The organism is Mesorhizobium sp. Arg314, from assembly GCF_053714275.1.
Genome location: NZ_JBSKBP010000025.1, coordinates 1 through 23,022 on the forward strand (window position 1 = coordinate 1; position 23,022 = coordinate 23,022).

The 23,022-nt window shown below is 59.0% G+C and carries 15 protein-coding genes and 3 pseudogenes; 6 read left to right on the plus strand and 12 right to left on the minus strand.

All coding sequences use genetic code 11. The annotated features are described in order from the left end of the window. The first annotated feature begins 227 nt into the window (after positions 1–227). The 6 genes from ACWGS9_RS23210 (at position 228) to ACWGS9_RS23235 (ending at position 8,018) form a co-directional block, all read left to right on the plus strand. Positions 228–1,766: a trimethylamine methyltransferase family protein gene (locus tag ACWGS9_RS23210; protein ID WP_454507508.1), complete on the plus strand. Its 1,539-nt coding sequence runs from the start codon at positions 228–230 to the stop codon at positions 1,764–1,766. Between the two features lie 151 nt (positions 1,767–1,917). Further along, on the plus strand, positions 1,918–2,610 hold the full coding sequence (locus ACWGS9_RS23215; RefSeq protein ID WP_454507443.1) for a corrinoid protein: 693 nt from the start codon (positions 1,918–1,920) through the stop codon (positions 2,608–2,610). A gap of 89 nt (positions 2,611–2,699) precedes the next feature. Next, entirely contained in the window at positions 2,700–3,734 is a 1,035-nt protein-coding gene (locus ACWGS9_RS23220) for a GlxA family transcriptional regulator (RefSeq protein WP_454507444.1), read from the plus strand. Between the two features lie 137 nt (positions 3,735–3,871). Continuing rightward, positions 3,872–5,203 carry a dimethylsulfonioproprionate lyase DddP gene (gene dddP, locus ACWGS9_RS23225; RefSeq protein ID WP_454507445.1) on the plus strand — a complete coding sequence of 444 codons (1,332 nt, stop codon included), beginning with the start codon at positions 3,872–3,874 and terminating at the stop codon, positions 5,201–5,203. A 213-nt stretch (positions 5,204–5,416) separates the two neighbouring features. Further along, positions 5,417–5,821 (plus strand): hypothetical protein, encoded by a 405-nt coding sequence (locus tag ACWGS9_RS23230; protein ID WP_454507446.1) that lies wholly within the window; start codon positions 5,417–5,419, stop codon positions 5,819–5,821. Continuing rightward, positions 5,811–8,018, plus strand: a complete 2,208-nt coding sequence (locus ACWGS9_RS23235) for a N,N-dimethylformamidase beta subunit family domain-containing protein (protein ID WP_454507447.1) — start codon at positions 5,811–5,813, stop codon at positions 8,016–8,018. The genes ACWGS9_RS23230 and ACWGS9_RS23235 overlap by 11 nt, the downstream gene beginning before the upstream one ends. 183 nt (positions 8,019–8,201) lie before the next feature. On the opposite strand, the pseudogene ACWGS9_RS23240 reads toward ACWGS9_RS23235, so the two are convergent. The 12 genes and pseudogenes from ACWGS9_RS23240 to ACWGS9_RS23295 form a co-directional block, all read right to left on the minus strand. After that, positions 8,202–8,645, minus strand: a pseudogene (locus ACWGS9_RS23240) (N,N-dimethylformamidase beta subunit family domain-containing protein); the annotation flags it as partial. A 46-nt stretch (positions 8,646–8,691) separates the two neighbouring features. Then, positions 8,692–9,429 (minus strand): SDR family NAD(P)-dependent oxidoreductase, encoded by a 738-nt coding sequence (locus ACWGS9_RS23245; protein ID WP_454507448.1) that lies wholly within the window; start codon positions 9,427–9,429, stop codon positions 8,692–8,694. An 823-nt stretch (positions 9,430–10,252) separates the two neighbouring features. Further along, positions 10,253–10,882 (minus strand): annotated as a pseudogene (locus tag ACWGS9_RS23250) (3-oxoacyl-[acyl-carrier-protein] synthase III C-terminal domain-containing protein); the annotation flags it as partial. Between the two features lie 228 nt (positions 10,883–11,110). Then, positions 11,111–12,232: a tyramine oxidase subunit B gene (locus ACWGS9_RS23255; protein WP_454507449.1), complete on the minus strand. Its 1,122-nt coding sequence runs from the start codon at positions 12,230–12,232 to the stop codon at positions 11,111–11,113. A gap of 62 nt (positions 12,233–12,294) precedes the next feature. Then, a complete protein-coding gene (gene eno / locus ACWGS9_RS23260) occupies positions 12,295–13,569 on the minus strand; it encodes a phosphopyruvate hydratase (protein ID WP_454507450.1) in 1,275 nt (424 codons plus the stop codon). Positions 13,570–13,571: 2 nt separating this feature from the next. Beyond that, a complete protein-coding gene (locus ACWGS9_RS23265) occupies positions 13,572–14,981 on the minus strand; it encodes a glycerate kinase type-2 family protein (RefSeq protein ID WP_454507451.1) in 1,410 nt (469 codons plus the stop codon). A 492-nt stretch (positions 14,982–15,473) separates the two neighbouring features. Next, entirely contained in the window at positions 15,474–16,256 is a 783-nt protein-coding gene (locus ACWGS9_RS23270; RefSeq protein WP_454507509.1) for an ABC transporter permease, read from the minus strand. Between the two features lie 2 nt (positions 16,257–16,258). Further along, positions 16,259–17,173 carry a nodulation factor ABC transporter ATP-binding protein NodI gene (gene nodI, locus ACWGS9_RS23275; protein WP_454507452.1) on the minus strand — a complete coding sequence of 305 codons (915 nt, stop codon included), beginning with the start codon at positions 17,171–17,173 and terminating at the stop codon, positions 16,259–16,261. A gap of 1,246 nt (positions 17,174–18,419) precedes the next feature. Further along, complete coding sequence (gene nodC / locus ACWGS9_RS23280; RefSeq protein ID WP_454507453.1) at positions 18,420–19,775, minus strand: chitooligosaccharide synthase NodC; 1,356 nt, start codon at positions 19,773–19,775, stop codon at positions 18,420–18,422. Next, complete coding sequence (nodB, locus tag ACWGS9_RS23285) at positions 19,772–20,491, minus strand: chitooligosaccharide deacetylase NodB (protein ID WP_454507454.1); 720 nt, start codon at positions 20,489–20,491, stop codon at positions 19,772–19,774. The genes nodC and nodB overlap by 4 nt, the downstream gene beginning before the upstream one ends. Further along, positions 20,446–21,036 (minus strand): NodA family N-acyltransferase, encoded by a 591-nt coding sequence (locus ACWGS9_RS23290; protein WP_454507510.1) that lies wholly within the window; start codon positions 21,034–21,036, stop codon positions 20,446–20,448. The genes nodB and ACWGS9_RS23290 overlap by 46 nt, the downstream gene beginning before the upstream one ends. Before the next feature lie 1,066 nt (positions 21,037–22,102). Continuing rightward, positions 22,103–22,486 (minus strand): annotated as a pseudogene (locus ACWGS9_RS23295) (FtsX-like permease family protein); the annotation flags it as partial. Positions 22,487–23,022: the final 536 nt, after the last annotated feature.

Here is a 23,022-nt window from a genome sequence, read left to right on the forward strand (position 1 = left end):
CTGTGATTTTTGAGCCGGCCGATGCCGGCGAGTCACGCCTTGCCCTGCCTTTGGTCGGCTAGATATAAACTGGGTTTAGTGCCAGAGCAAACTTTTAGGTATTCTCATGGCGCCCGTTGCCCCCTACCATCAATTTCACGGTGAGCAAAGCCGTCCGATTTCAGGCGGCATTTTTCGATTTCGCATAGCGGACCGCTGATTACTGTGGGACCGCAGGTGAGGCTATGATGGACGCTGACACTCCCACAATCCGACGCCGTGGAGGCCGATCCTCTGTGGTAGCAGCGCGCGAAGCCGAGAAAAGGCCGCGCGTTTCCACCATAAAATACGGTATTCGACCCGTGGAGGTCGTCTCTCCGGAGCAGTTGGAGCGCATTCACCAGGCGTCGCTAGCAATTCTGCGCGAGATCGGCATCGAATTCAGGGATGAGACGGCGATCAGGCAGTGGAAGGAGGCTGGCGCCGATGTGAAGGAGCATCGCGTCCGTCTCGAAGGCGAGATGGTCATGAACCTACTCGCTAAGGCGCCTTCCAGCTTCGAGATGACATCGCGTGACCCGTCGCAGCGCTTCGAGATCGCGCTTGACACGATGACATTCGGAGCCATGCAGGGCGCGCCAAATGTTCGCGACTTGGAGGGCGTCCGGCGCGCATCGACGATCGCGGATCTGCGCGATATGAACCGGCTCACGCAGATGCTGCCGGGCTTCCATATCGCCGGAGGGTTTACCTGCGAACCAACCGACATCGCTGTTCCATGGCGTCACCTGCACATCAACCATTCGAGCTTGGTGGAGACCAATATGCCATTCTTCGGTCTGACGACCGGAAAGCAGCGGGCAGACGACTCGATCGCAATGGGGCAGATTGTACACGGCAAAGCGTTCATGGATCAGAGCGCGGTGATGATGGGACACGTGTCGGGAAATTCGCCGTTGGTCTGGGACTCAACGATGATCGAGGGGCTTCGAGCTTTCGTCGAGGCGAATCAGGTCGTCCTGCTCTCCCCGTTCGTCTTGGGGGCCGCCAACACTCCGGCTGACATTCCGGCCACCATCGCGCAGTTGAACGCAGAGGCGCTTGCCGCTCTCGCGTATACCCAACTCGTCAGACCAGGCGCGAAAATGATTTACGGCCAATACTCGGTCTCGGTGTCGATGCGCAGTGGCGCGCCGATGTCCGGCATGCCTGAGGTCACTTTGCTCAACGCCATTATCGGCCAGCTGGCGAGGCGATATGGTGTACCGTGGAGAACCACTGCGTCCCAGTCGTCGGCGAAGACCTTCGATGCCCAGTCCGGGTATGAGTCGGCAATCGCTTACATGTCGGGCGCTAGCGCCTGCGCGAATCTGATGATGCATGCAGGCGGCTGGGATGAGGCCGGCCTCGTTTGCTGCATGGCCAAGTTCGTTGCTGACGCGGAGCAGAACCTGCTCATCGAGAAATATGCGAAGGGAATATCCTTTGAGCATTTCGAGGATGCTTTAGAGGCGGTCCGTCGGATTGGCCCCGGCGGGCACTATCTCGGCGACTCCTTCACGCTCAAGCGGTTTAAAGACGCTTTCATCGCGCCGGAGATCCTGGACTACCTCAGCTACGAGCAGTGGAAAGTCAAAGGATCGAAAGATATGGCGCAACGCTGCCGCGAGAAGGCCAAATCGATCATCGACAGTTACGAGCAGCCGTCCTTGGATTTGGCGTTGCGAGAAGAACTCGACGCATTCGTCGCCAAGCGCCAGGAGGAAATCTCGCCAAGCATTGCCTAGGCTGCGATGCCGGTCAAGCTGGCCTCCAGGTGCTTTGCAGACGATCTGGCTGGTAGCCCAATCAACTCCCAAGGCTTCAACCGGAAGCCTGGTTGGCGCCCCATCGAGGATGGGGCGCCAACCTCCTTGAATTCAAGCATTGAGACCCAAAATGGCTGATGAAGAGATCACTCTTTCCGAGCTTTCCGATGAGGAACTCGTGCAGCAAATGCACGATGACCTTTATGATGGGCTGAAGGAAGAAATCGAGCAGGGAACGCATATTCTCCTCGAGCGCGGCTGGGTTCCCTATACGGTGCTGACAGAAGCGCTGGTCGAAGGCATGCGCATCGTCGGCGAGGATTTTCGCGACGGCATCCTGTTCGTGCCAGAAGTGCTGCTTTCGGCCAACGCCATGAAGGCCGGAATGTTCATCCTGCGTCCGCTGCTCGCCGCCACCGGCGCGCCGAAGCAGGGCAAGATGGTGATCGGCACCGTCAAGGGCGATATCCACGACATCGGCAAGAACCTCGTCGGCATGATGATGGAAGGCGCTGGTTTCGACGTCATCGACCTCGGCATCAACAACCCGGTCGAAAAGTACATGGCGGCCTTGGAGGAGCATCAACCCGACATCATCGGCATGTCGGCGCTGCTCACCACCACCATGCCCTATATGAAGGTCGTCATCGACACGATGAAGGAAAAGGGCATCCGCGACGACTACGTCGTGCTGGTCGGCGGCGCTCCGCTCAACGAGGAATTCGGCAAGGCCGTCGGCGCCGACGCCTATTGCCGCGACGCGGCCGTGGCGGTCGAGACCGCCAAGGACTTCATGAAGCGCAAGCACAACGTTCGCGCTTGACCTCTGAGAGCTTCGATCTCGCGACGGCAGGATTAAACCCCGCGTCGACCGACGCGATTTTTGGCACCTCGAAGGAGGGATAAGACACCATGAATGCGCCGTTTGCAGCCCCTAGCGGTTCAGGCTCAGTGCTTTGGGACACCGCCAGGAATCTGGTGGATGCACAATCCGAAGAGTGCCGCCTCATGATCTTGGCGCTTCCCGGTTTCTCCCTACTCAGTCTCTCATCATTCGTGGACCCGCTTCGCCTTGCCAATTCGATCTTGGGACGGCCATTTTTTGAATGGTCTCTGTTGAGCAAAGACGGACTGCCGGTAAGATGCGCCAGCGGCTTTGGGCTGTCGGTGGACGGTGACTTCAAATGCGCCAGCCAAGCGATGCAGTCGGGCAATCGGCCAACCATGGTCGTCCTCTTGGCTGGCGAAATGGTGGAAAAGCAGGTTTCGGCTTCTCTTATCAATGTTCTTCGCCTTTACAGGCGGCACGGCATTCCGATCACGGCTCTGGGTACAGCAACGTGGCTGCTCGCCGAGATTGGAATGCTTGACGGTGTCCCGTGTACAATTCACTGGGACAAGCGTCCCGCGCTTTCTGAAACATTCGGACGTGTCCAAGTCACTGACCGACTCTTCGTTCGGGATAGCCAGCTCGTCACCTGTGCAGGAGAGTTTGCGTCGTTCGACTTAGTTATGGAGTTGATCAGCGAACATCTCGGCAAGGACGTCGCACTGGCCGTCTGTCGGCACACCACAGCGGGGCATTGGCGTTCCACCTCGGAAAGACAGTCGTCCATCAACTCTAACGAAATTGGCATCAGTAAGCCGATCGCGCAAATCATTTGTATCATGGAAGAACATGTCGAAGACCCAATACCCTTGCGTGATATTGCCAGGTGCGTCGGTCGCTCGCAGCGTCAGATCGAAAGGCTCTTCGCACGCGCATTGTCTATCTCCCCAATGCGCTATTACCTCCATGTGAGACTTTCCCGAGCTAAGCGTCTTGTCGAGCAGACCGAGTTGCCGATCGTTGAGGTCGCGGTAGCCTGCGGGTTCGCATCGGCCTCGCATTTTTCCAAGTGCTTCCGCCTCGCCTTCGGCGCCAATCCAAACGCGTATCGAGCATAACTACTGGTGCGCCGGGGGGCGAGAAGACACCGAGCGAGATGAATCCATTCTATATCGTGCGGTATTTTTTCCCCATATGAAAGTCTGCGAATCTCCGCCTTAATTGTCCAAACACCAACCTAGGGAACGCTAGATCCATGTCATCTTTTTCGGTTACGACGCACAAAATTGATCCAAGCCGGCGTCCAACCGGACTGAAGCCTGACGGCAGCATCGATGATAATGATCGGGTGGAAATCGGGCCGACCGATGTCGCCTTTGCCGAGTGGTCGGCTCTGGGTTTGACCCCGCCGAATTTGGTGAGAATGCGTGAGACGCGGCTTGCCCGCATCGTTCAGCAGCTTCGTCAGCGCGACTACGCGGGCGTGCTATGCTTCGATCCGCTGAACATCAGATACGCAACCGATTCCTCGAACATGCAACTCTGGATTACGCACAATGCGAACCGGGCCGCATTCATATCTGCGGACGGATATGTCGTCATTTGGGACTTGCACAATTGCGAGCACCTCTCGGCGCACCTCCCGCTTGTTAACGAAGTCCGGGACGGGGGCGCGGCCTTCTACTATTTCGCCGCTGGTGACGCGGAAGAGGTGATCGCAAAGCAATTTGCCGGGCAGGTCGACGAGCTTCTGCGCCGAAGCGGCGGCAAGAACCGCCGTCTGGCCGTCGACAAGATCGAGATCCCTGGCCTTCGTGCTTTGGATGAAATCGGGGTCGAAGTCTGCAACGGCATGCAACTCATGGAGCATGCAAGGGCCATCAAGGGGATCGACGAGATCAACGCCATGCGCTGCTCAATCGCAACTTGCGAGATTGCCGTCGCCAAGATGCGCGAGCGCTTGCAGCCGGGTATAGCCGAAACGGAACTGTGGTCGGTGCTTCATGCCGAAAACATCGCCCGGGGCGGTGAGTGGATTGAAACCCGCATCCTCACTTCAGGCCCACGCACCAATCCGTGGTTGGCAGAGGCGGGGCCGCGCCGGGTTGAATCGGGCGATTTGGTCGCGTTCGATACCGATATGGTGGGTCCTTACGGCATGTGCGCCGATTTTTCGCGAACCTGGTACTGCGGCGACGGAAGGCCCACCGACGAGCAGCGTCGATTGCATGCCCTCGCATATGAGCATGTGCAGGCCAACATGGCCCTGCTAAAGCCCGGCGTGTCGTTCACGGAGCTTACGGAGCGCGGCCACAAGCTGCCGAAGGAATTCGTCCACCAGCGCTACGGCTGCATGATGCATGGCATTGGCCTATGCGATGAGTATCCTGCGATTATGTATCCTGAAGATTTCATCCCGGGAGCGTTCGACTACAAGTTAGAGCCTGGCATGACGCTTTGCGTCGAAGCTTACATCGGAGCCATTGGCGGCCGCGAAGGGGTGAAATTGGAGGAGCAGGTCTTGATAACTGCGAACGGCTTCGAAAATCTCACCAAATGTCCCTTCGACGCCGCTTTGATGGCCTAGATTTCGACATCGGCCGCAGCCGACCAGGAACATCGGCCGGACTTGAGCAGATGTGATGCATCACGTCTGCTCAAAGCGTTCGGGGAGGGTCAGCAAGACTGCCGAGCCTCCCACGCTCCCGCTTTAGCCGTCGAGGGCACTTATACGAACAGTGAATTCGGAGCGCCCGGTCGCTGGAGCCGAGGATCAATGCTCTACGCCTGGAGGTTAGCTATGACGATCGACGGTCCGAGCGCTGAGTTCAAAGGATCTCAGATAGGGCGCAGCGCTGAAAATGCCGGCACGGCTGCGGCCCGGGCGGCATTGGCGGCTTTTGCTGATCGCCTCGACTTGGTTCGCGAATTCCTGGACGCCCCATTCGGCCGCCACAGTGCCGATCTGCGCTTTATGCTCGACGTCATGCGTTCCCAACCGACGGCAGGCAAGTGGTTCACGATAATGACCAAGCCCTATAGCGAGTGGCGCGCAGCGCGCTGGTCGCCCGACGGCTTGGACATTGCCGAAATGGCGCCAGCCTGTTTTCAAACGCGTGAGGATGTTGAGCGCTGGGTTTTCAAGCAGCGCTGGCGAGATCTGATCGGTGCGCTGCCACTGCAGGAAAGTGACGATGAAGACTGATCGCCCAGTGATTCTCGCCTATGCAGATTGCGACAGCGTCAAGCCGGGAGAAACCATCGGCTTTGCTGTGAGCTGCATCAAACTCGATAGTTTCCAGTGCGATTTCGTCCGCCTGCTAGGCTGCGATGCCGGCCCGGAAATGCCGCCCTTTGAGCCATCCGCGATGACGGAGGCCAAGCGTTATCCTGGTCGCGACCAACCCATTCGGGCTGGTTCCTACATTGAGGTCGAGGGCTCGCAGCGTCTGGCGGATCTTGGGCCGATAACAGTTTGCGGCAACATTTTTCCGACCCTTGTCAACGGCCAACCTCGCTGTCTGTTGAGTACGCTGACCGCGGACGGGAGAGGGGGAGTGGCCTTGCGGCTGGATGCCGAGGGCTGCCTGACCGCAATCCTTGCGGACGCCGATGGAGCGCGGCTCTATCGCCTCGATCGGCCGTTGTCTCTGCGTCGCTGGAGCTTTGTTGCGCTAAGCTATGATTCCGAACGCCGTCATTTGCTCGTTGCGGTGCATCGCCTGGCTTCCGGAACGCACGACCACGACGGCGCGAGTTGGCTGGCCGTGGATGATGTGAAGCCGCCAGCAGGCGGTGACGGTCACCTTCTAATGGCAGCCGAGCTGGGTGGAGACGGCTTTCCTTGCCACCACTTCAACGGCAAAATAGAACGTCCCCGCATCTTGGCTGCCGCGCTGTCTCTCGATCAAATCAAGGATTTCGCCGCACGCAAGCCGAACGAACCGGTCAATTGGCCCTGCTTGGCCGATTGGGCCCTGGTGAACGAACCTGCTTCAGACGTGGTCCGGGACCTCTCCGGCTTCGGTCACGACGGCCTATGCGTCAATCAGCCCGCCCGTGCTGTCCAGGGCTCGAACTGGGATAGCTCGACCTTGGATTGGCGCCGCGCCCCCGAACAATATGGCGCCATTCATTTCCACCACGACGATCTCGAGAGTCCCGGCTGGCAAGAGGACCTGCGGCTCACGGTGCCGCTCGAGTGGCCCAGCGGTTGCTATGCCGCCCGCCTGAAAGGCGACGATGCTGAATTCTATGTACCTTTCTACGTCCGGCAGCCAGCAAACGCTTCAAGCGATGTTGCCTTCCTGGCGCCCACGGCGACCTATGCGGCCTACGTTAATATGCTATCCCAACATCAGAGAATAGAGTATGGCCTCGGCTGTCTTGGCGTTACCTTCACTCCACTAGATCTTTTGGCTGTTGACCTCCCGGGTCCCGGCAAGTCACTCTATGATCCTCACGACGATGGCAGCGGACGCTGGATCGGATCGCTCCGTCGGCCGGTGCTGAACCGGCAGCCTGGAGGTTGGATCTGGAATTTTCAGATCGATCTTTGCCTTCTCGGCTGGCTGGCCCGGGCAGCTCCCGATCACAACGTGTTGACCGACGAGGAGCTCGATCGCGAGGGGCTTGCCGCCTTGGAGGGGTGCCGCGTGCTGGTGACTGGCAGCCATCCGGAATATTGGTCTCAACCGATGTTGCAGGCCCTCGATGGCTTCCTCGCCAAAGGTGGGCGGCTCATGTATCTCGGCGGCAATGGGTTTTACCATACCATCGATTTCCATCCTCAGAGACATGGCTTGGTCGAGCTCCGGCGCCGTAATTCAAAGATGGGCCGTGTCGACGCGGGCGACGCCTACAGCAGCTTTACGGGCCGGCTCTGTGGCGCATGGAGGGATTTGGGCAGACCTGAGCAGTCACTCGTTGGCGTTGGATATCGAACAGAGGCTTTTGACCGCTGCAGTTATTATCGTCGCCTGCCGGCAGCTGACGATCCGCGGGCGCACTTCATTTTCGAAGGGATCACCGAAAGCATCATTGGCGATTTCGGTATTTTGAGCGGCGCAGCCGGTCTTGAGGTTGACGTGATGGACCAAGGACTTGGAACCCCGCGGCACGCCCTCGTGGTTGCCGCTTCAGAAAACCATAGCAGTTCGTATATGCGGGGGATGAGTGGAACCGATTTCTTCACCACTCTCTGGAACGATGCCCCGAGAGAGCCTATCCGTGCCGATATGACGTTCTTCGAGACACCTGCGGGCGGTGCGGTCTTTTCTGTCGGCTCGATAGCGTGGGGCAGCTGCCTGCCGTCCGCTGGCTACGCCAACAATGTCGCCCGCATTTCCGATAACGTGCTACGCCGCTTCCGTGATCCGAGCCCGTTCCAAATGCCGGACTGACGTGCTGTCGCGAAGTTAATAGCGGGCCATTCAAGGACCATGAGAACGCCCGAGGGCACAGCGCGTTTGCCGCTGCATTACAGGGTAGTGTCGCGCGTAGGTGCATGTCAGAGAACCAACGCCGTCTGACTTTCTCGCTGCTGGTCCCGCGCTTTTGGAGTCCCTCTTTGATAACGGGGCTACTCAGGTGATGGCGGCATCCGTAGAGGCGGCCCACAACTGCGAACCCGGTAACGGAAACGGTTTGGGATCACGGAAGCGCTCAAGAACGTTCCGCGTGACTCGGGAGACATCGTTTTCGTAGTCGTCGACGGGCTGGCTCATGCACCAGGAAATTGACCCGACGGAGAAAACCGCTCCACCGCCTGTGGTTTCGAAAAAGACAATGTCTGACCGGACGTTTTTGTTCTCACTCCCACCAATCATCCAATGCATTGCGCCGAACTCTTCCTTAGTCAACATCATGTTGTCGGTATGATCGATGGAAGTGGCTATAACGACAGCATGTCTTGGTGAGCCGAGGGCCGGATCGTAACGATCCAGTTCCTGTCCTGCAGCGCCATTGCCAGCCAGGCCATAGTCCCCGAACTTCGAACCTTTGGTGATACCCTTGAAAACAAAATCGACGCGGGGATCGAGGACAGTGCGTTACTTCGAAAGCGCAATTCTGCCGCTACTGCGGCAGGCTCAGCATTGCCATCCGGCCGCCATCGATCGTCCACACCTGTCCGGTGACAAAAGAAGATTCGGGCGAGGCCAGCCAGGCAATCAGGCTTGCGACCTCCTCCGGCTTCCCGGTGCGGCCGACCATATGGATCTTCCCGACCTTTTGGCGAAATCCCTTTGGATCGGGCAGCTTCTGGATGAATTCCACATTTATGTCCGTATCGATCCATCCCGGTGCCACCGCGTTGCAACGGACTCCTTCGCCGCTGTGGTCGATCGCCACTGCCCTGGTGAGGGCATGGATACCCGCTTTGGATGTGCCATAGGCTGCATGCTTCGGATTGGAGCCCAGGCCCTCGATTGAGCCGACATTCACGATCGAACCACCCACTGACCGCAGGTGGGGCAGGGCGGCTTTGATCAGCATGAACGGCGCCGTCAGATTGACGGCCATCGTGCGTTCCCAATCCACCAGGGTCATATCCTCGATCCGTGCTTCCTCCATCATTCCCGCGTTGTTCACCAGGACGTCAAGTCGCCCAGCTTGCTCCACCACAGCCTCGACAGCATGACCCGCCTCAGCAGGCGCCGACAAGTCGATCGAGATCGCTTCGAACTCCCGATCCTCGCCCCGCTGCGCAGTGAAGACGCGTGCACCCTCATCCCGAAGACGTCGCGCGGTTGCTTGACCAATTCCGCTACGCCCGCCCGTCACGAGGGCGACCTTTCCTTCAAACCTCTTCATCCCGGCTCCTTTTCCACCGTTAACTTAGATGAGCGACCCGCAATGTGCGGCGAAAACCGACGAACTCAGTTGGCTCGGAAAAACCGCCGAGCGGGGCTGTGTTCCCAAATCTGCCACACGGCCGTATGGGGAATAAATCTCGTTCACCGACGCAAAGGATCGGCGTGTCGGATGCTCGACAGTCGTCCCCCGTCGGACCGCATTAGAGAAGGCGATTGTTCTATGCGCGTTTATGCGCCGCAGGTCATAGGGAAGGCGATACCCGAAGCACCGTGACGGGTCGAACGATTCGAAGTGGGGAGGGCAGCTTGGAGAGGGCTCCATGAGATCCACCTTCCAGACCCCCGCAATGCTCGCCTCGGCGCCAGCCGCTTTCGACCACCTGATGGTTCTTCCTGAACACTTACACCGTGCAGAATGGCCAGGGAGTCCGCCCCAGAGCTGTACATTATGCTGGAACCGCGCAGCCCTTTCCGCTCCCCGCGGCGCGACCGAATGTGCCGCCTGATAGGGCGGTCTTGCTCACCATAAAATCTATGATAGGCACCAACCGTCGCCAGGAAAATACGTAAAAGTTTTAGCTAGCGCTAAACCCATTTTATACCTGGCACGGCCGGGCAAAACAGCGAGGCGACAGTAATAGCGTGTGGTTCAAATCAGTGATGCGCAGCTCGTCGTTTAAGCTGCCTCCTGCTTCGGTCACCTCCTCTACCGCGGTTGTCCCGGGTGGAGAACGCCGCCGCGATGTTACGCCGGAAAGTTCGGCGAGCAGCTAGAGACGAGGCGATCCTGACAGATCCGTTTCGATTGCAGGCTCGAGCCATCAGACACCAACCACCAGCGCGCCGCCAGTCAAGCCGGCACCCGCCGCAGCCAGCAGCAGTTTCGCGCCCGGTCGAAGTGGATTCGCGCTGAGCGCGACCGACAGCGACAGGGGGAACGATGCGGCTGACGAGTTTCCGTAGTCGGCGATGGTCTTGACGATGCGCTCATCGTCGATGCCGAGCGACTTGCCGACTGCGTTGAAGATGCGGGCATTTGCCTGGTGCGGCACGAAGCGGGCGACGTCGGGCGCCGAAAGGCCGACCGCTGCAAGCGCCTCTACGGAACAGCGGCTCATCATCTTTACCGCCTTGGCGAAGACATCGCGGCCGTTCGTGATGGTCATGCGGGTTTCGGCGATGTCGATTTCTTCCGCGAACGGACGGTTGCTGCCGCCTGCCGGGATGTGGATCAGACCATAAGCGGAACCGTCCGAGGCAAAGGAAGAGCCGAGGATGCCGTGACTGGGATCGTTTGAGGGGGCCAGCACCACGGCGCCAGCGGCGTCGGCAAACAGCACCGCGCTCGCCCGCTCGGCCGGATTGATCCGACGGCTCAATATGTTGGCGGCGATGACAATGGCCGGTTTGTTGTGCAGGCGCACGAAGCCGTCGGCGAAGGTCATGGCATAGCGGATCGTAGTGTCGCGACTGTGATTGGCTCTCCAATGAATCGTGGAACTCCCGCGCCGAGCACACAATCCTTGTGGGAAATTCGCCAAGTCAGGTGCGGGGAACGGGACCACGCTGCTTTTTTGCCATGGTCCGAGCCGCGCGCCCTTCACGCCACCCGAACTCGGGCGTGGGCGGATCCGCCTCCCGTTTTTGCAGCGTCATTTCAGCGGGTGCAGTCTCTTTGCCTAAGCCTGTCTTGGCCGTTCCCAGAGGTTTAGGGGTTGGCCGATTCCTTCGCGCTTAGCGTTCTGAAGAACTTCGAAACCCCAGCTGATATCGAACACGGGCATGCCACAGGCGATGAAGATCACGCGCTCCTCGTCACTCTCTCGGCCGGGCTTCTTGCCGTTGACGACGTCGCCGAGGCCCGTTGAATCCTTGAGGGCTGGCAGCTTGCCGGCATCGATGAGACGAAAGAACGGGCCACCGATAACGCTGCTATAGTAAGTTTCCCTGTTTCCGGAGGCCACCGCATCCTCGACATAGGCCTCCTGCAAGGCTGTGTGATCATAGACGATCCTCGCACCAGTCAGGAACGACTCGTCTGTGTTGAATGGGCCGGACACCAGGATGGTCGCGCCGGATTTGATCCACTCGTCCTTGAAGTGAAGCGGCTTGAGACGTGAAGCGGCGATGGTGATTACGTCCGCATCGCGGAATCCGGCCTCGGTCTCATCTACGCCGATGCCTTCGCAGCCATATTCCTTGTGTACCCAGTTCGCGAATTCGTTGGCCTTCTCGGGAAAGAGGTCGAAGCAGACGACCTTTTGAACGGCTCCCAACTGGGTCATGATCGCCGTAAAACACGCCTTGTTGATCGGACCACAGCCGACGACCGAAACAACCTTTGCATCCTTGTTGGCGAGGTGCTTGGCCGCGACGGCTGGCACGCCGCCCGTGCGGGCTGCGCTCAAAAGGTTTGCCGACATCAGCGCCAACGGCGCGCCGGTGTCCTTGTCGTTGAGCATCATGGTCAGGATCGAACGTGGCAGGCCCTTTTCGGCATTGGCATGGTTCGATCCGTACCATTTGTTGCCGCAGACGTCGAAACGTCCACCCAAATAGCCAGGCATGGCCGCGAAACGACGGTCCGGTCCGGCCACCGGCATGTTTGGAAACTTCGTTTCCTTCGGAAAAACTATGTTCAAGCCATGATTGTTGTGGTTGGCGCCGCCCATCAAATAGTCACCCTTGCCGAGGAGGCTGAAGGTTTCCTCGCACACATCAACGCAGCGCTTCGCGTCCAGAACGCCGGCAGCAATCATGTTGGGTTCGGAAAGGTAGAGAAAATCGATCCTGGGATACATGGAGGCAACCTTTTCTATGGTTGATTGATGTTCGTATTCCTGCCTTCCGCGGCTGGGCCGCGTCAGAAGCGGAGAAGGGGCTTGATGTCGTAGAGACGGCAGCCGGGGCTTGCCGCGTTGGCACGCATCAGGAAATTCAGTTTTTCGATTCGCTCTCCAGAACGCGGCGCGCCATTCTTCTGGAAGGGCACTTGGAGACCGACGGAAAAATCCATCACGACGTCGTCGAGGACGCCGCCGGAACGACCTGAGGGGACCGAGATCATGCTGTGTTCGCTGGCAAAGCGATGGGCATCCATCGCCTCAGAGATCGTGCCGACCTGGTTGGGCTTCAGGATGAAGCCGTCAACGGCACGGGTTTCGTAGGCGCGTTTAAGCAAGGCGGCGTTGGTCACGATGAGATCGTCGCCGAGAACAATCGTGCGGGTGAGTTCCCTGGCCGCCTTGCTGTAGCCGTCCCAATCGTTCTCATCGAGCAGGTCCTCGATGAAGACGAAATCGAACTTTTCGGTGAGCCGTTTGGCGTATGTGATCAGTTCGTCGGCTGAGACACGCTTGCCTTTCAGAAGATAGGTGCCCGTATCGCGGTCGTACATTTCGCTGGAGGCGCAATCGAGTGCAAAGGCGATGCGGCCGGTATAGTCGCAGGCGTCAATCGCTTCTTGCATCAGCGAGAGGATTACCTCCGGGTCGTCCGAAGGGGCCGCGTAGCCGTAGGAGCTTGCGACTTGCGGTTTGTGACCGAGATGTTTCGTCAGGACGTCGGCAAGCTGCTGGAACACCGCGACCGCCATCTCGACGGCCACGTCTATGCTGTCGGTGCCATAGGGCACGATCAAGAATTCGTTGAAGGCCTGGGTCAACGTCTCGTAGCGGCCGCCATTGATGACGTTGAAACAGGGCACTGGTACGGTGCTGATGTCCCCGCCCGCGATGTACTTGTAAAGCGGGATCCGGCGCGCATCGGCCGCAGCACGGAAAGCCGCTATCGAGGCTGAATAAATCGTGTTGCCACCAAGTCTGCGCTTATCCGGCGTACCGTCGAGCTCAATCATCTTCGCGTCGATTGCGCGCTGGTCGAACACGTTCATGCCGATCAACGCCGGCCCAATGACATTCACTGCGTTGTCGACGGCCCTTTGGACGCCGAGGCCCTTGTAGCTCGCCGGGTTTCCGTCGCGCAGGACGACGGCCTCGTGCATGCCGACGGAGGTTCCGGTGGGGGCTGCGCCCCGGCCGACTGCACCGCTTTCGGTGCGGATCTCGACCTCCACGGCAGGTCGGCATTTGCAGTCGATGATCTGTTGAGCCCGGATGGATGTGATCCTGTCTTCCATGCCTATAAACCCTCCTCGATCGCCGGGACGTAGAGGATGTTGAGGTCACAGAGGTTGGTGCCGGTATTGCCGGTGAACACCGTGGAGTCGATGGCCGATAGCGCCTCGAAGCAGCTGTGTTCGCGTAGCGCCTGATAGAGGCTGATCCCCTTGGCGGCGGCCGCCTTCAGGCTACTGGAATCTGTGATGCCGCCTGCGACCTTCGCCGTCCCGTCCGTGCCCTCGCTGTCGATCGACAGCAGACACGCGCCCTTCGCCTTGGCGGCGGTGATGGCAAAGCTCACGGTCATTTCCTGGCCGGGGCCGCCATGTCCCTTGATGGAACTGTTGTCGAGGATCTGCGTGGTGACCTCGCCCGAACTGAGCAGCACGCAAGGAGGCTTAACCGGATTGCCGTAGGTCTGGATTTCCCGCGCCATCGACGCGAAGAAGGTGCCGGCGTCGCGACTTTCGCCTTCCAGGAACGAGGTGACGATGATGGCGGGAATGCCTATCTCCTCGCAAGCTTGCTTCGCGTAGATGCAGGAGTCCGGCAGCGTGTTGAGCAGGAAATAGGTGTTGTCGGGGAAAGCTTTCGGCGTTTCCTTGTCGGGACCGGCGCTCATCAGGTAGCGCACAACGCTCTTCGGCAGGCGGTCGGCCACGTCGAAGTTGACGATCGTGCCGCGCGCGTCATCCAGTGTCGTTGCATCCGGACCGATGGGCGTGCTCTTGTACGCGGCATAGGGAACAGTAATGTCACCGGTGGCGGGCGAGCCAACGGCATCAGATATGGAGAAGCCGATCAGTTCGGCCCCGACGTCCTGAATACGCTTGGCGAGCATCCCCCCGTTCAACGATGAAATATGGCGGCGCACGGCGTTGATTTCGTAGATGCCCGCACCTGATTTCAGGAGCACGTCGGTCGTCTCGATCTCATCTTGAAGTGAAATGCCGTCGATCGGGCACGACATGAGGGCCGAGCTACCACCGCTGATCACAACGATGAAGAGATCCTCGGGGCCAGCCTGGTCGACCACCTCGATGATCTGCTTCGAGGCGCGGAACCCTTCCTCGTTCGGCAGCGGGTGCCCGCCGATGTAGACTTCCGTCTTGCTGAAGTGGTCCGTCTCTTCATGAATTTTAACGATTGCGATGCCGCGCGTCAGGCGCTCGCCGAGCACGTGATCCACCGCCATCGCCATGTGGTTGCAAGCCTTGCCGGCCCCAAACAGATAGACATTGCGTTTTTTCGAAAGGTCCCAGGATCGGACGCCGATGCGCAGCACGTCGCCCTCCATACTCATGATGCTGCGGATCCGCCTGTAGCTGTCCAGTTTGTCGAGCGTTCGGTCAGCGATCTCGAGCACTAGCTTCCTCGAAGCGACGTCACCCAGTGCAACGATTTGCTCGGAGTTTCTTATTTTCTTCATGTAATGACTCGGGACGGCTTTAGGGACGGCGGCGATCCCCGCGTGGGGGCGCAAATCCCGTCGCGGACTGGAAGGCCATCAGGTACCACTTTCAGGCTGCGCCCGGTACGCCGATAGAATCCTGTCAGCTATAAAGCCAATTTATCAGAGCGCCATTTTGTCGGCGTTGATGTGTCAGGCGACCGGATTACCAAGGGGCGTCACTGCGGCGGACCATCAGCAATGTGTCACGGACAGGCGGAGAGCGTTAATTTGAGAAAGTATCTGCTTTCGTTGGCTGCGGTCGGGGCTCTGATGAGCGCCGCGCGGGTGGCACAGGGTACACCCCGGCGGCATCGACCAGGTTATGCCAGCCTCCAAGCCGCCTCCAATCGCGTGTGCGCCTCGGCTTCCTGTTCTGCTCTCCTCTGCTCAAAGTGCACACGCCGAGAGCGCTAACCTACAGGTCGCTCAACCCAAGTTCACGATACTGCGTGTTGGCCGCAAAAGGCATCAAGGCATGAGGCGTCGACGCAACAGTATCGCCGAGAGGAAGAACGGCAACACCGTGTAAATGCACAGGGCACCGATATGCAGGCCGACGCTGGTGGCCGGGCGGCCAAGCATCGCTGGACGGATGAGCTCGATCGAATGTGCAAGCGGCAAGAAGCCGCCCACCTGCTGAAAAACCCCAGGCATTCGGCTCACCGGGAAGACAGCCCCGGATAGGAAAAGCATGGGTGTGATGACCAGCGTCTGGTAAAAAACGACGTAGTCGTAACTGGGCGCAAGCGCCGTTACGACCATCGCCAAGCTCGCGAAAGCAAGGCCGGTAAGAGCAACGACAGGCAACGCATGGACAGCGGATGGCCATGCCACATAGCCGAGCGCAGTGGCGACAATCATGATTCCGGTGCCGGCCAGAAAGGCCTTCGTGGCTGCCCACGCTAATTCACCCAGCACGATGTCGCCGAGCGTGAGCTGTGTGTACAGGATCCCTTCCCAGGTCCGCTGCATGCGACCGAAAGTTGCATAGATCGTTTCGAAAGTGGAGGAGGTCATCGCGCTGGCGGCGACCATGCCTGCTGTTAAAAACGCTATGTAGGACGTGCCCTCAATGGGCCCCACCATTATTCCGAGGCCAAAGCCGAGCCCGAACAGAGTAATCATAGGGTCGGCCAGGTTGCCGATAAGCGAGGCAAGTGCCACTTTTTTCCACGCCAGGTAGTTGCGGCGCCATACAGCGATCCAATTCCACGCATTGGCTGGCAGAGCCGTCGCATAACGGTCACCCATCATCATTTCTCCATCTCGCGCCCGGTCAGCCGCAAAAACACGTCCTCCAGATTCGGTGGACGCTGCAAGAGACGCAGACCCGCGCGCCCGTTCAGCTGCACACGCACCTGCTCCGGATCGGGCGCATAGCAAAAGAGCGTCTCGCCGCTTACCTCGCTGCGCTGTACGTGCGGCTTGATCATTTCACTCAGCTCATGCGGATTGCCGCCGTATATCTCCAGTACCTGGCAGCCGATCTGCTCTTCGATCAGCGCGTGTGGGCGCCCCTGGGCAATAATGCGCCCTCCCTCAAGAACGCACAGTCGGTTGCACAGCCGCTCGGCCTCTTCCATGAAGTGCGTGGTCAAAATGATCGTCTTGCCCTGCGCCAAGAGCTTGCGCAGCCGCTCCCAGATCAGGTGGCGCGCGTGCGGATCGAGGCCCGTGGTCGGCTCGTCCATCACAAGTAGCAGCGGGTCATTGATCAGCGCTCGCGCGAGCGTCAGGCGCCGCTTCATGCCACCGGACAGTGCGCCGACGCGTGCATTGGCTTTGCTCTCGAGGCGGGCGAACTCAAGCAGCGACGGTATGACCGCTTTGACCGCGCGCGTGCTCATGCCGAAGTAGCGCCCGAACACCAACAGGTTCTCGCGTACAGTGAAATCGAGGTCAAGGTTATCGAACTGCGGGACCACCCCGATGCGGCCGCGTGCCAGGCGAGCGCGTGCTGGCACTGGCATGCCCAGCACCGTGATCTTACCGGCGTCAGGCGGTGTCATGCCCAGAAGCATACGCGTGATCGTGCTTTTGCCCGCGCCGTTCGGGCCCAGCAGGCCGAAGCATTCTCCCGCCGCCACAGTGAACGACAACCCGTCCACAACCAACTTATTGCCGTATGATTTACTCACGCCGTCTAGGTTGATGGCCAGCCTGGTCATGCGCAGGCCTCCTGCTGCTGAACGCCGGCGACGAGCGCTAGCCCAGTTGCAAGATACCGCGAAGACTTGAGGGGATAGCGGGGAGGCACCCCGCTAATGACCAGGATTGGCGAATTGGCCGCATCGTCCCAGCAGTCGGTCACGCGATTATCTCCATCCCACGCGTCCAGACCGTGCACCTCGACGGCGGTGTCATTCGCGTCAACATACCCGGCGATCTATGGGACAGAGCCAGGCGTTGCTTCTCCAGTTCAAAATGACAGAAGAGGCATCCGTCCTCGACATCGACAGTCGCCTCGTCGAGCGTCAGCTTGATGCTATAACTGCGCATAGTGCCTCCGATTGACGCGGGCAGGCTATTCAGCCTTCGCAGAGAGGTCGTCACTGCTTGCGATCAGATGGCGCTCGGCTTCCTGTGTGTTTGGTCTGGACAGGGTACGGAACTCTGCTCCGTCCTCCACATGAGACAAAGCATCACCAAGAAGTACCCGAACTGAGTGAACACGGCGCAGAGAACCGTCTGAACAAACGAACCGGTCAAGCAATAGGTCGCCGCGGCGAAAGCCACCGAGGCGCCGATCAGGTGTATCAAGAAACGCGATGCGTCCATTCGGCTTTCCTAGTCTCCCGCTTCCGTCTGCCGCAATTCGGTGCACCCGAAGCCGAGTGGGACGTCGAAAGCGAGCGAGCAAGCAGTCTGTTCATGGTTCATCTCCCCGCCTGGCGATCGACCTTGTCTTGCGACTGGCGTTCTGCCTCGGCGCCTTGCAGCACCGACAACCGCCATCGCCCGCTGATCCGAAAACAGATGTCCGCCCGACGCAAGCACGCGCACTATCTTTCGAAAGCCGCGGGCATATGGCCATGACCGAGGAGGCCGTACACTCCGGCCATGACGATCAGACCGAGCGGCTCCTGGCTCGAGAACTGTTCCACGTCAGCGGCACTCAAGCAGACGTCTTGCGGCTCGTTCATCCGTTCGCGCCTTCGAGCTTGTGCCCGCGCCGCGACGGTGATGCCCGGGAGCTTGTGGTGGTTGCGCGAAAGTTTTGTCGAGTGCCCCGGCCGCGCATCCGATTTGGAGTGCGTTCGTGAGGGAAAGCGACGGCTCGTGCGCTTGCTCGTGATGCTCCCGCCCGAGCGGATTGTAGTCGAGCCGCCAGGAATCCTCCCTGGCCAATTCCAAATGCGACCGGTGGCGACTATCATGCTCTGTCACAACTTGTCTCCCAGATCCGATACGCAATCACTCATGGGCGCCAATGCCACATGAAGTCACCGCCGAAAAATCACTCAAGAGAGTGAGCAAGCACGATGGCGCCACATCGTCCGACCCGCCTGGAGTTCCTGAATCAACACCGGGATCTCCGACCAGGACGTGTTTGCCAGCGCCGCTTGAAACCCTGGCAGCAGAGCCGCGCGACAACCAATCGCTGTTGCTCAAGGTGCACAGCGCGTACGCCTTCAAGGGGAGCAGAAGAAAGAGATTGATCGGCGTGTGTAGACAAAACCCCAGAAATCGCAGTTCGCGAGCACGAAACGCCGCCACGCTGCAGCGGATCATGGTCATGGCCGCAATCATGACGCCTGTCCACCAAGGCAGTGTGTCCGCCAGCGCGAGGTGCACGATCCCCGTTGAGACCGAGACGGCAAGGAGCAGCGGGCCGACATTTTGTCCGACCACATCCAATGTGAGATAGCGGTCGAGGGCCGTCAGGAGGCGCAGCGAAAGCAACGTGTCTCTGAAGGTGCTTCGCGCCCACCGTAGTTGTTGGCGCAGGTATGGCCGCAGCCGATCCGGCACGACTGTTGCCGCGATCGCGTCCGAAACGTACTCGGTTCGAAGGCCTGCTTTCAGCATGAGGATCGTGAGATGGCGGTCCTCGCCGAAGTCGCTTAGTTTCCCACGAAACAGCTGCGTTTCGTACTGATCAAGAACCATAAGCAGCGCAGATCTGCGGTACATGGCACATGGGCCACAGCAGCACATAACCGCACCGAAACGAGCCTGGGCCGCGCGCTCCTCGTTGCAAGCAAGCCAGTACTCCATGTCGATCAACCGGGTCAGCCAATTCTCGTTCCTGTTGCTAGCTGTCAACTGACCCATAACCGCGCCGATCCGTGGGTCTCGCATCTTCAGCGCGAGCTTCGTCACCACATCGCAAGCCAGCATCGTGTCGGAGTCGACGTTGAGCACCAACTCTCCCGATGAGCGGCGTATCGCGGCGATCTGCGCCTTGCGCTTTCCAACATTGTGCGGAAGCAGAATGAAGTTGAACCTCGGGTCATGCGCGTAGAGGTCGTGGACACGTCCCACAGCCACCCGATTTGCGGACCCGTCATCAACAACGTAGACCCGTAGTTCTCCCAGGTAGTTTTGGTCCACAATAGAGGCTAGGCAGGCCGAGAGCGTGTCCGGGTCCTCATTGTAGCAGGGGATGATGACATCCACGCTCGGCAGAAACTGGGAGCCGAACGGGCCATCTGAGATCGTGGAAAGGTCCGCCGGGCAAGCATAAATCGTCTGCATGCCTTTATGGGCAGTCGATAGCAGCGCATAGATCAAGACAGCGCCAGTGCTGATTTCGTCGAGCAGGATCATAGGATGTCGCTTTGTTCAGCAGGTTGGGGGAGGGAGCGGATTTGAAATCCCCGCTCGTGCAACTTTGGAATCAGACGAGACAGAGCCATGAGGGTCTGGTCCCGCAGACCGGCCTGAGCGCCCGATCTGAACTCGTTTGGAGGACAACCGTCGTGCAAGAGCACGATTGCGCCCGGCCGGACAGAGGCCATTACTCTTTCGACGATCGCCTCGACGCCGGGACGAGACCAGTCTTGAGGGTCTATCGACCAGTGGACCGGCGTCAGACCAGCGCGCGCACAGGTCGTAAGGACTTGTTCTGTCCAACTGCCAAACGGAGCGCGCATATGTGCCACCACGACGTCGGGACAGGCCGCCCGAAGGGTCCTATCTGTTTCAAGTATCTCATACTGAATCTGGCCATGTCGGCAGTCGGACAGCTCCGGGTGCGTCATTGTGTGATTGCCGACCCGGTGGCCTGCTGCAATCATGCGTCGGATGAGTTTAGGCTGGTCTGCCGCATGCGCCCCGATGACGAAGAAGGTCGCCCACGCCTGGTTTTCCGCCAGCAGATCGAGGATATCCGGTGTGCAATCAGGATTGGGACCGTCGTCAAACGTTAAATAAATTGGGCTATGGCTGCGGTCGTCAGCCCATTCACCGCGGACTTCGGATATGCAGCGGAGGGATCTCACAGCTCTGGCCCGTTCCGATCGATTATCGTGCCGATCGGCCACTCGGAAATCGGCTGTGCAATCGGGAGAACAATGAGGACTACGTCCTCCGTGCGGGTGGGCGGTTTGTCGAGAAGCGCACGTGGAAGGGTGGATCGCACGCGGATCCCGGGCATGATCGTCGCCAGACCGTTTCGGCTGAACCTTTCAATATGGTGCCGCAGCGCGGGCCGAACCGCTCCGAAGGCGAATGGGACGTCGAGCTCCTGCAGTACCGGATACATGACCCGGACTGAATGGGCGATCCAGAGCCCCTCAAGGTCCGGACGTACCCCATATAGGCCAAGTTCTGCCACCAGTTGGTCGACACCGCCAATCCTGATAAAGCGGCGTAGCAGGCCAATGTGAGCGGCTACCCCATTCGCGTCATAGCCGATCGCACGGAGCTCAGGCCTCGCGCCGGCCCAACTTTGACTGCCTTCGAATGGTTTTGCGTTGAATACTCCGGTCGGGCCATAGGTCTTGCGAAAGAAATCGGCAAGTTCTACGTGGTCGTTGAGTTCAAGCTCATTTTCCCAGCGTAGCCTCCAACGCAGCTTAGAGCGTATAGAACAACTTATTCTTTTTAGCTGTTTTGTTGAGGCACGCATGTAGCGATCCTATTAAACACAACTCTAAAGCATTACGATAAGCATATGCGCTGCTTTTGGGGATTTGTGCCAGATCAGATGGCGCGATCTATCTCGCCAACATGATCGTATCGGAGATACGCTCGATTTATGCTTGGCGTACACCCGAAAATCTTTGTCTTGATCCTGTCAACCGCCCTAGGTTTGAATTCCATCCTTTCGACTTCTAATGCAGCATTTGCTAAATTGCGTAAAATCATTTGTTTCGATGGAAGTCATCCATGGCGTGGATAAAGAGTGCCGTCCGCGTCGCTAAGCAGCATCAAACGCCCCTCGCCATCCCAACAGACGCATCTGTTCGAAGGATTGGCGATGGCGATCATGGCCGAGCCAAACCGTTGGCAAGGCGCACCGCGCCGCTGGAGGATGTAAACTCGAGTGGCTCGGGCGAAGGGCAGCGAAACGGGATTCGCTAATTGCAAAGGTTGCAATGCCAGTGAGGTCAGGGGAGGGCCCCGCCGACCCAACTGCAAGACGCCCGCCCTAGCCACGGCGAGATGGGGGCAAGGTATAACGGAGCCATTAGCCGGGAGGGGGCAAGGAGCCCCACGGAGACCGTCTGGCCGACCGAGGCGACAGGGTTCACGGACAGACCTGAAACCCTGAGGCAGAAAGATGGATCGCAACCAGGATGAGGCCGAGCGCCAGTATCGCCCCTGTCGTGGCTCTTGAGGATCACGGTCACGAAAAGGAACGTGGCTAGTTTGAACAGGAATGTCAGCGCCGCCGCATAGGCCCTGCAGTTTTGGGCGAAACCTGGCGACCGTCGTAATCACCTAGAGCATACCCCCCAAGATGGCGCCAACGTCCGGGGTCATGACATAGGGCTGGGGGCAATAAACGGCTTTCCTTTGGCGGCTTTGTCGATCAGCCGTGACAGGTGGGTGGACGCTGCTTCGAATATTCACCGTTTGCATGCTCTTTGCTGAGTTCAGTAAATTTTGGCATTTCCTTTCAAGTCTGCTCTTGGAGAAAGGCGGGCGGTTTAGTCGCGTGCCAGCGCCACGACAGGATCGAGCTTTGATGCATTGCGGGCGGGGATGAAGCCGAAGCCTATGCCAATCACGCTCGAACACACCAGTGCCGCGACAATGGAAGCTTGCGAGTAGATAAGCTGAAACTTGGTGCTGAATTGACCAAACAGCATGCCGAATCCAGCGGCCACCAAAACGCCCAGCAAGCCACCGATGAGGCAGGCCAGCACAGGTTCTATGATGAATCGTTGCAGGATGTCGCTATGACGTGCGCCAATGGTTATACGCACGCCGATCTCGTTGATTCTCTCCGAGACGGCGACGAGCATAATATTCATCACTCCCATGCCGCCGACGAACAGGGATATACCGGCGATGCAGCCAATAAGCAGGGAGCAATCGTCCGCCCCCAGACCATCGGTCGCATCGGGGGACGGCATCTTGGCAGTCGTCGTTTGGTGCCGTGGGTACCGGAGCCGAGTGCTCGTAGACGTCGGGCGCGAATGATTTCGCTGTTCCGAATAGACCCAGCTAGCCAATCGCGATCGGAGCCAGCAGAGAGGACTGTCTCCGATAATCAGTTTGGAAGGGGTTACCTGTATCAAGGAGCCGTCCTACCGGCTTTGGTTCGCGGATGCGGTGAATCGAATTGTCAAAAATGAGGACCATTGCTGACGACATCCTGACGAAGCCGCCATCTCCGTCAAAGATTGATTGGTTTTCCGACTTTCAATTGCCCACATCCGATCGGCTCGAACGCCTCAGCGTCCGCCTCACGCTCGGGATACCCGCAGGGGTGGTGGTCCTTGCCGCCAGGCGGGCACAAGGCTAAGCATCCGGACAGTGATTGGGACCAAGTCGACCCCCCCGGAGCCTTTTCGGTGCCGAGCCTGAGCGCGCCCCCATTCGGGCTGTTGACGTTGATGAGCAC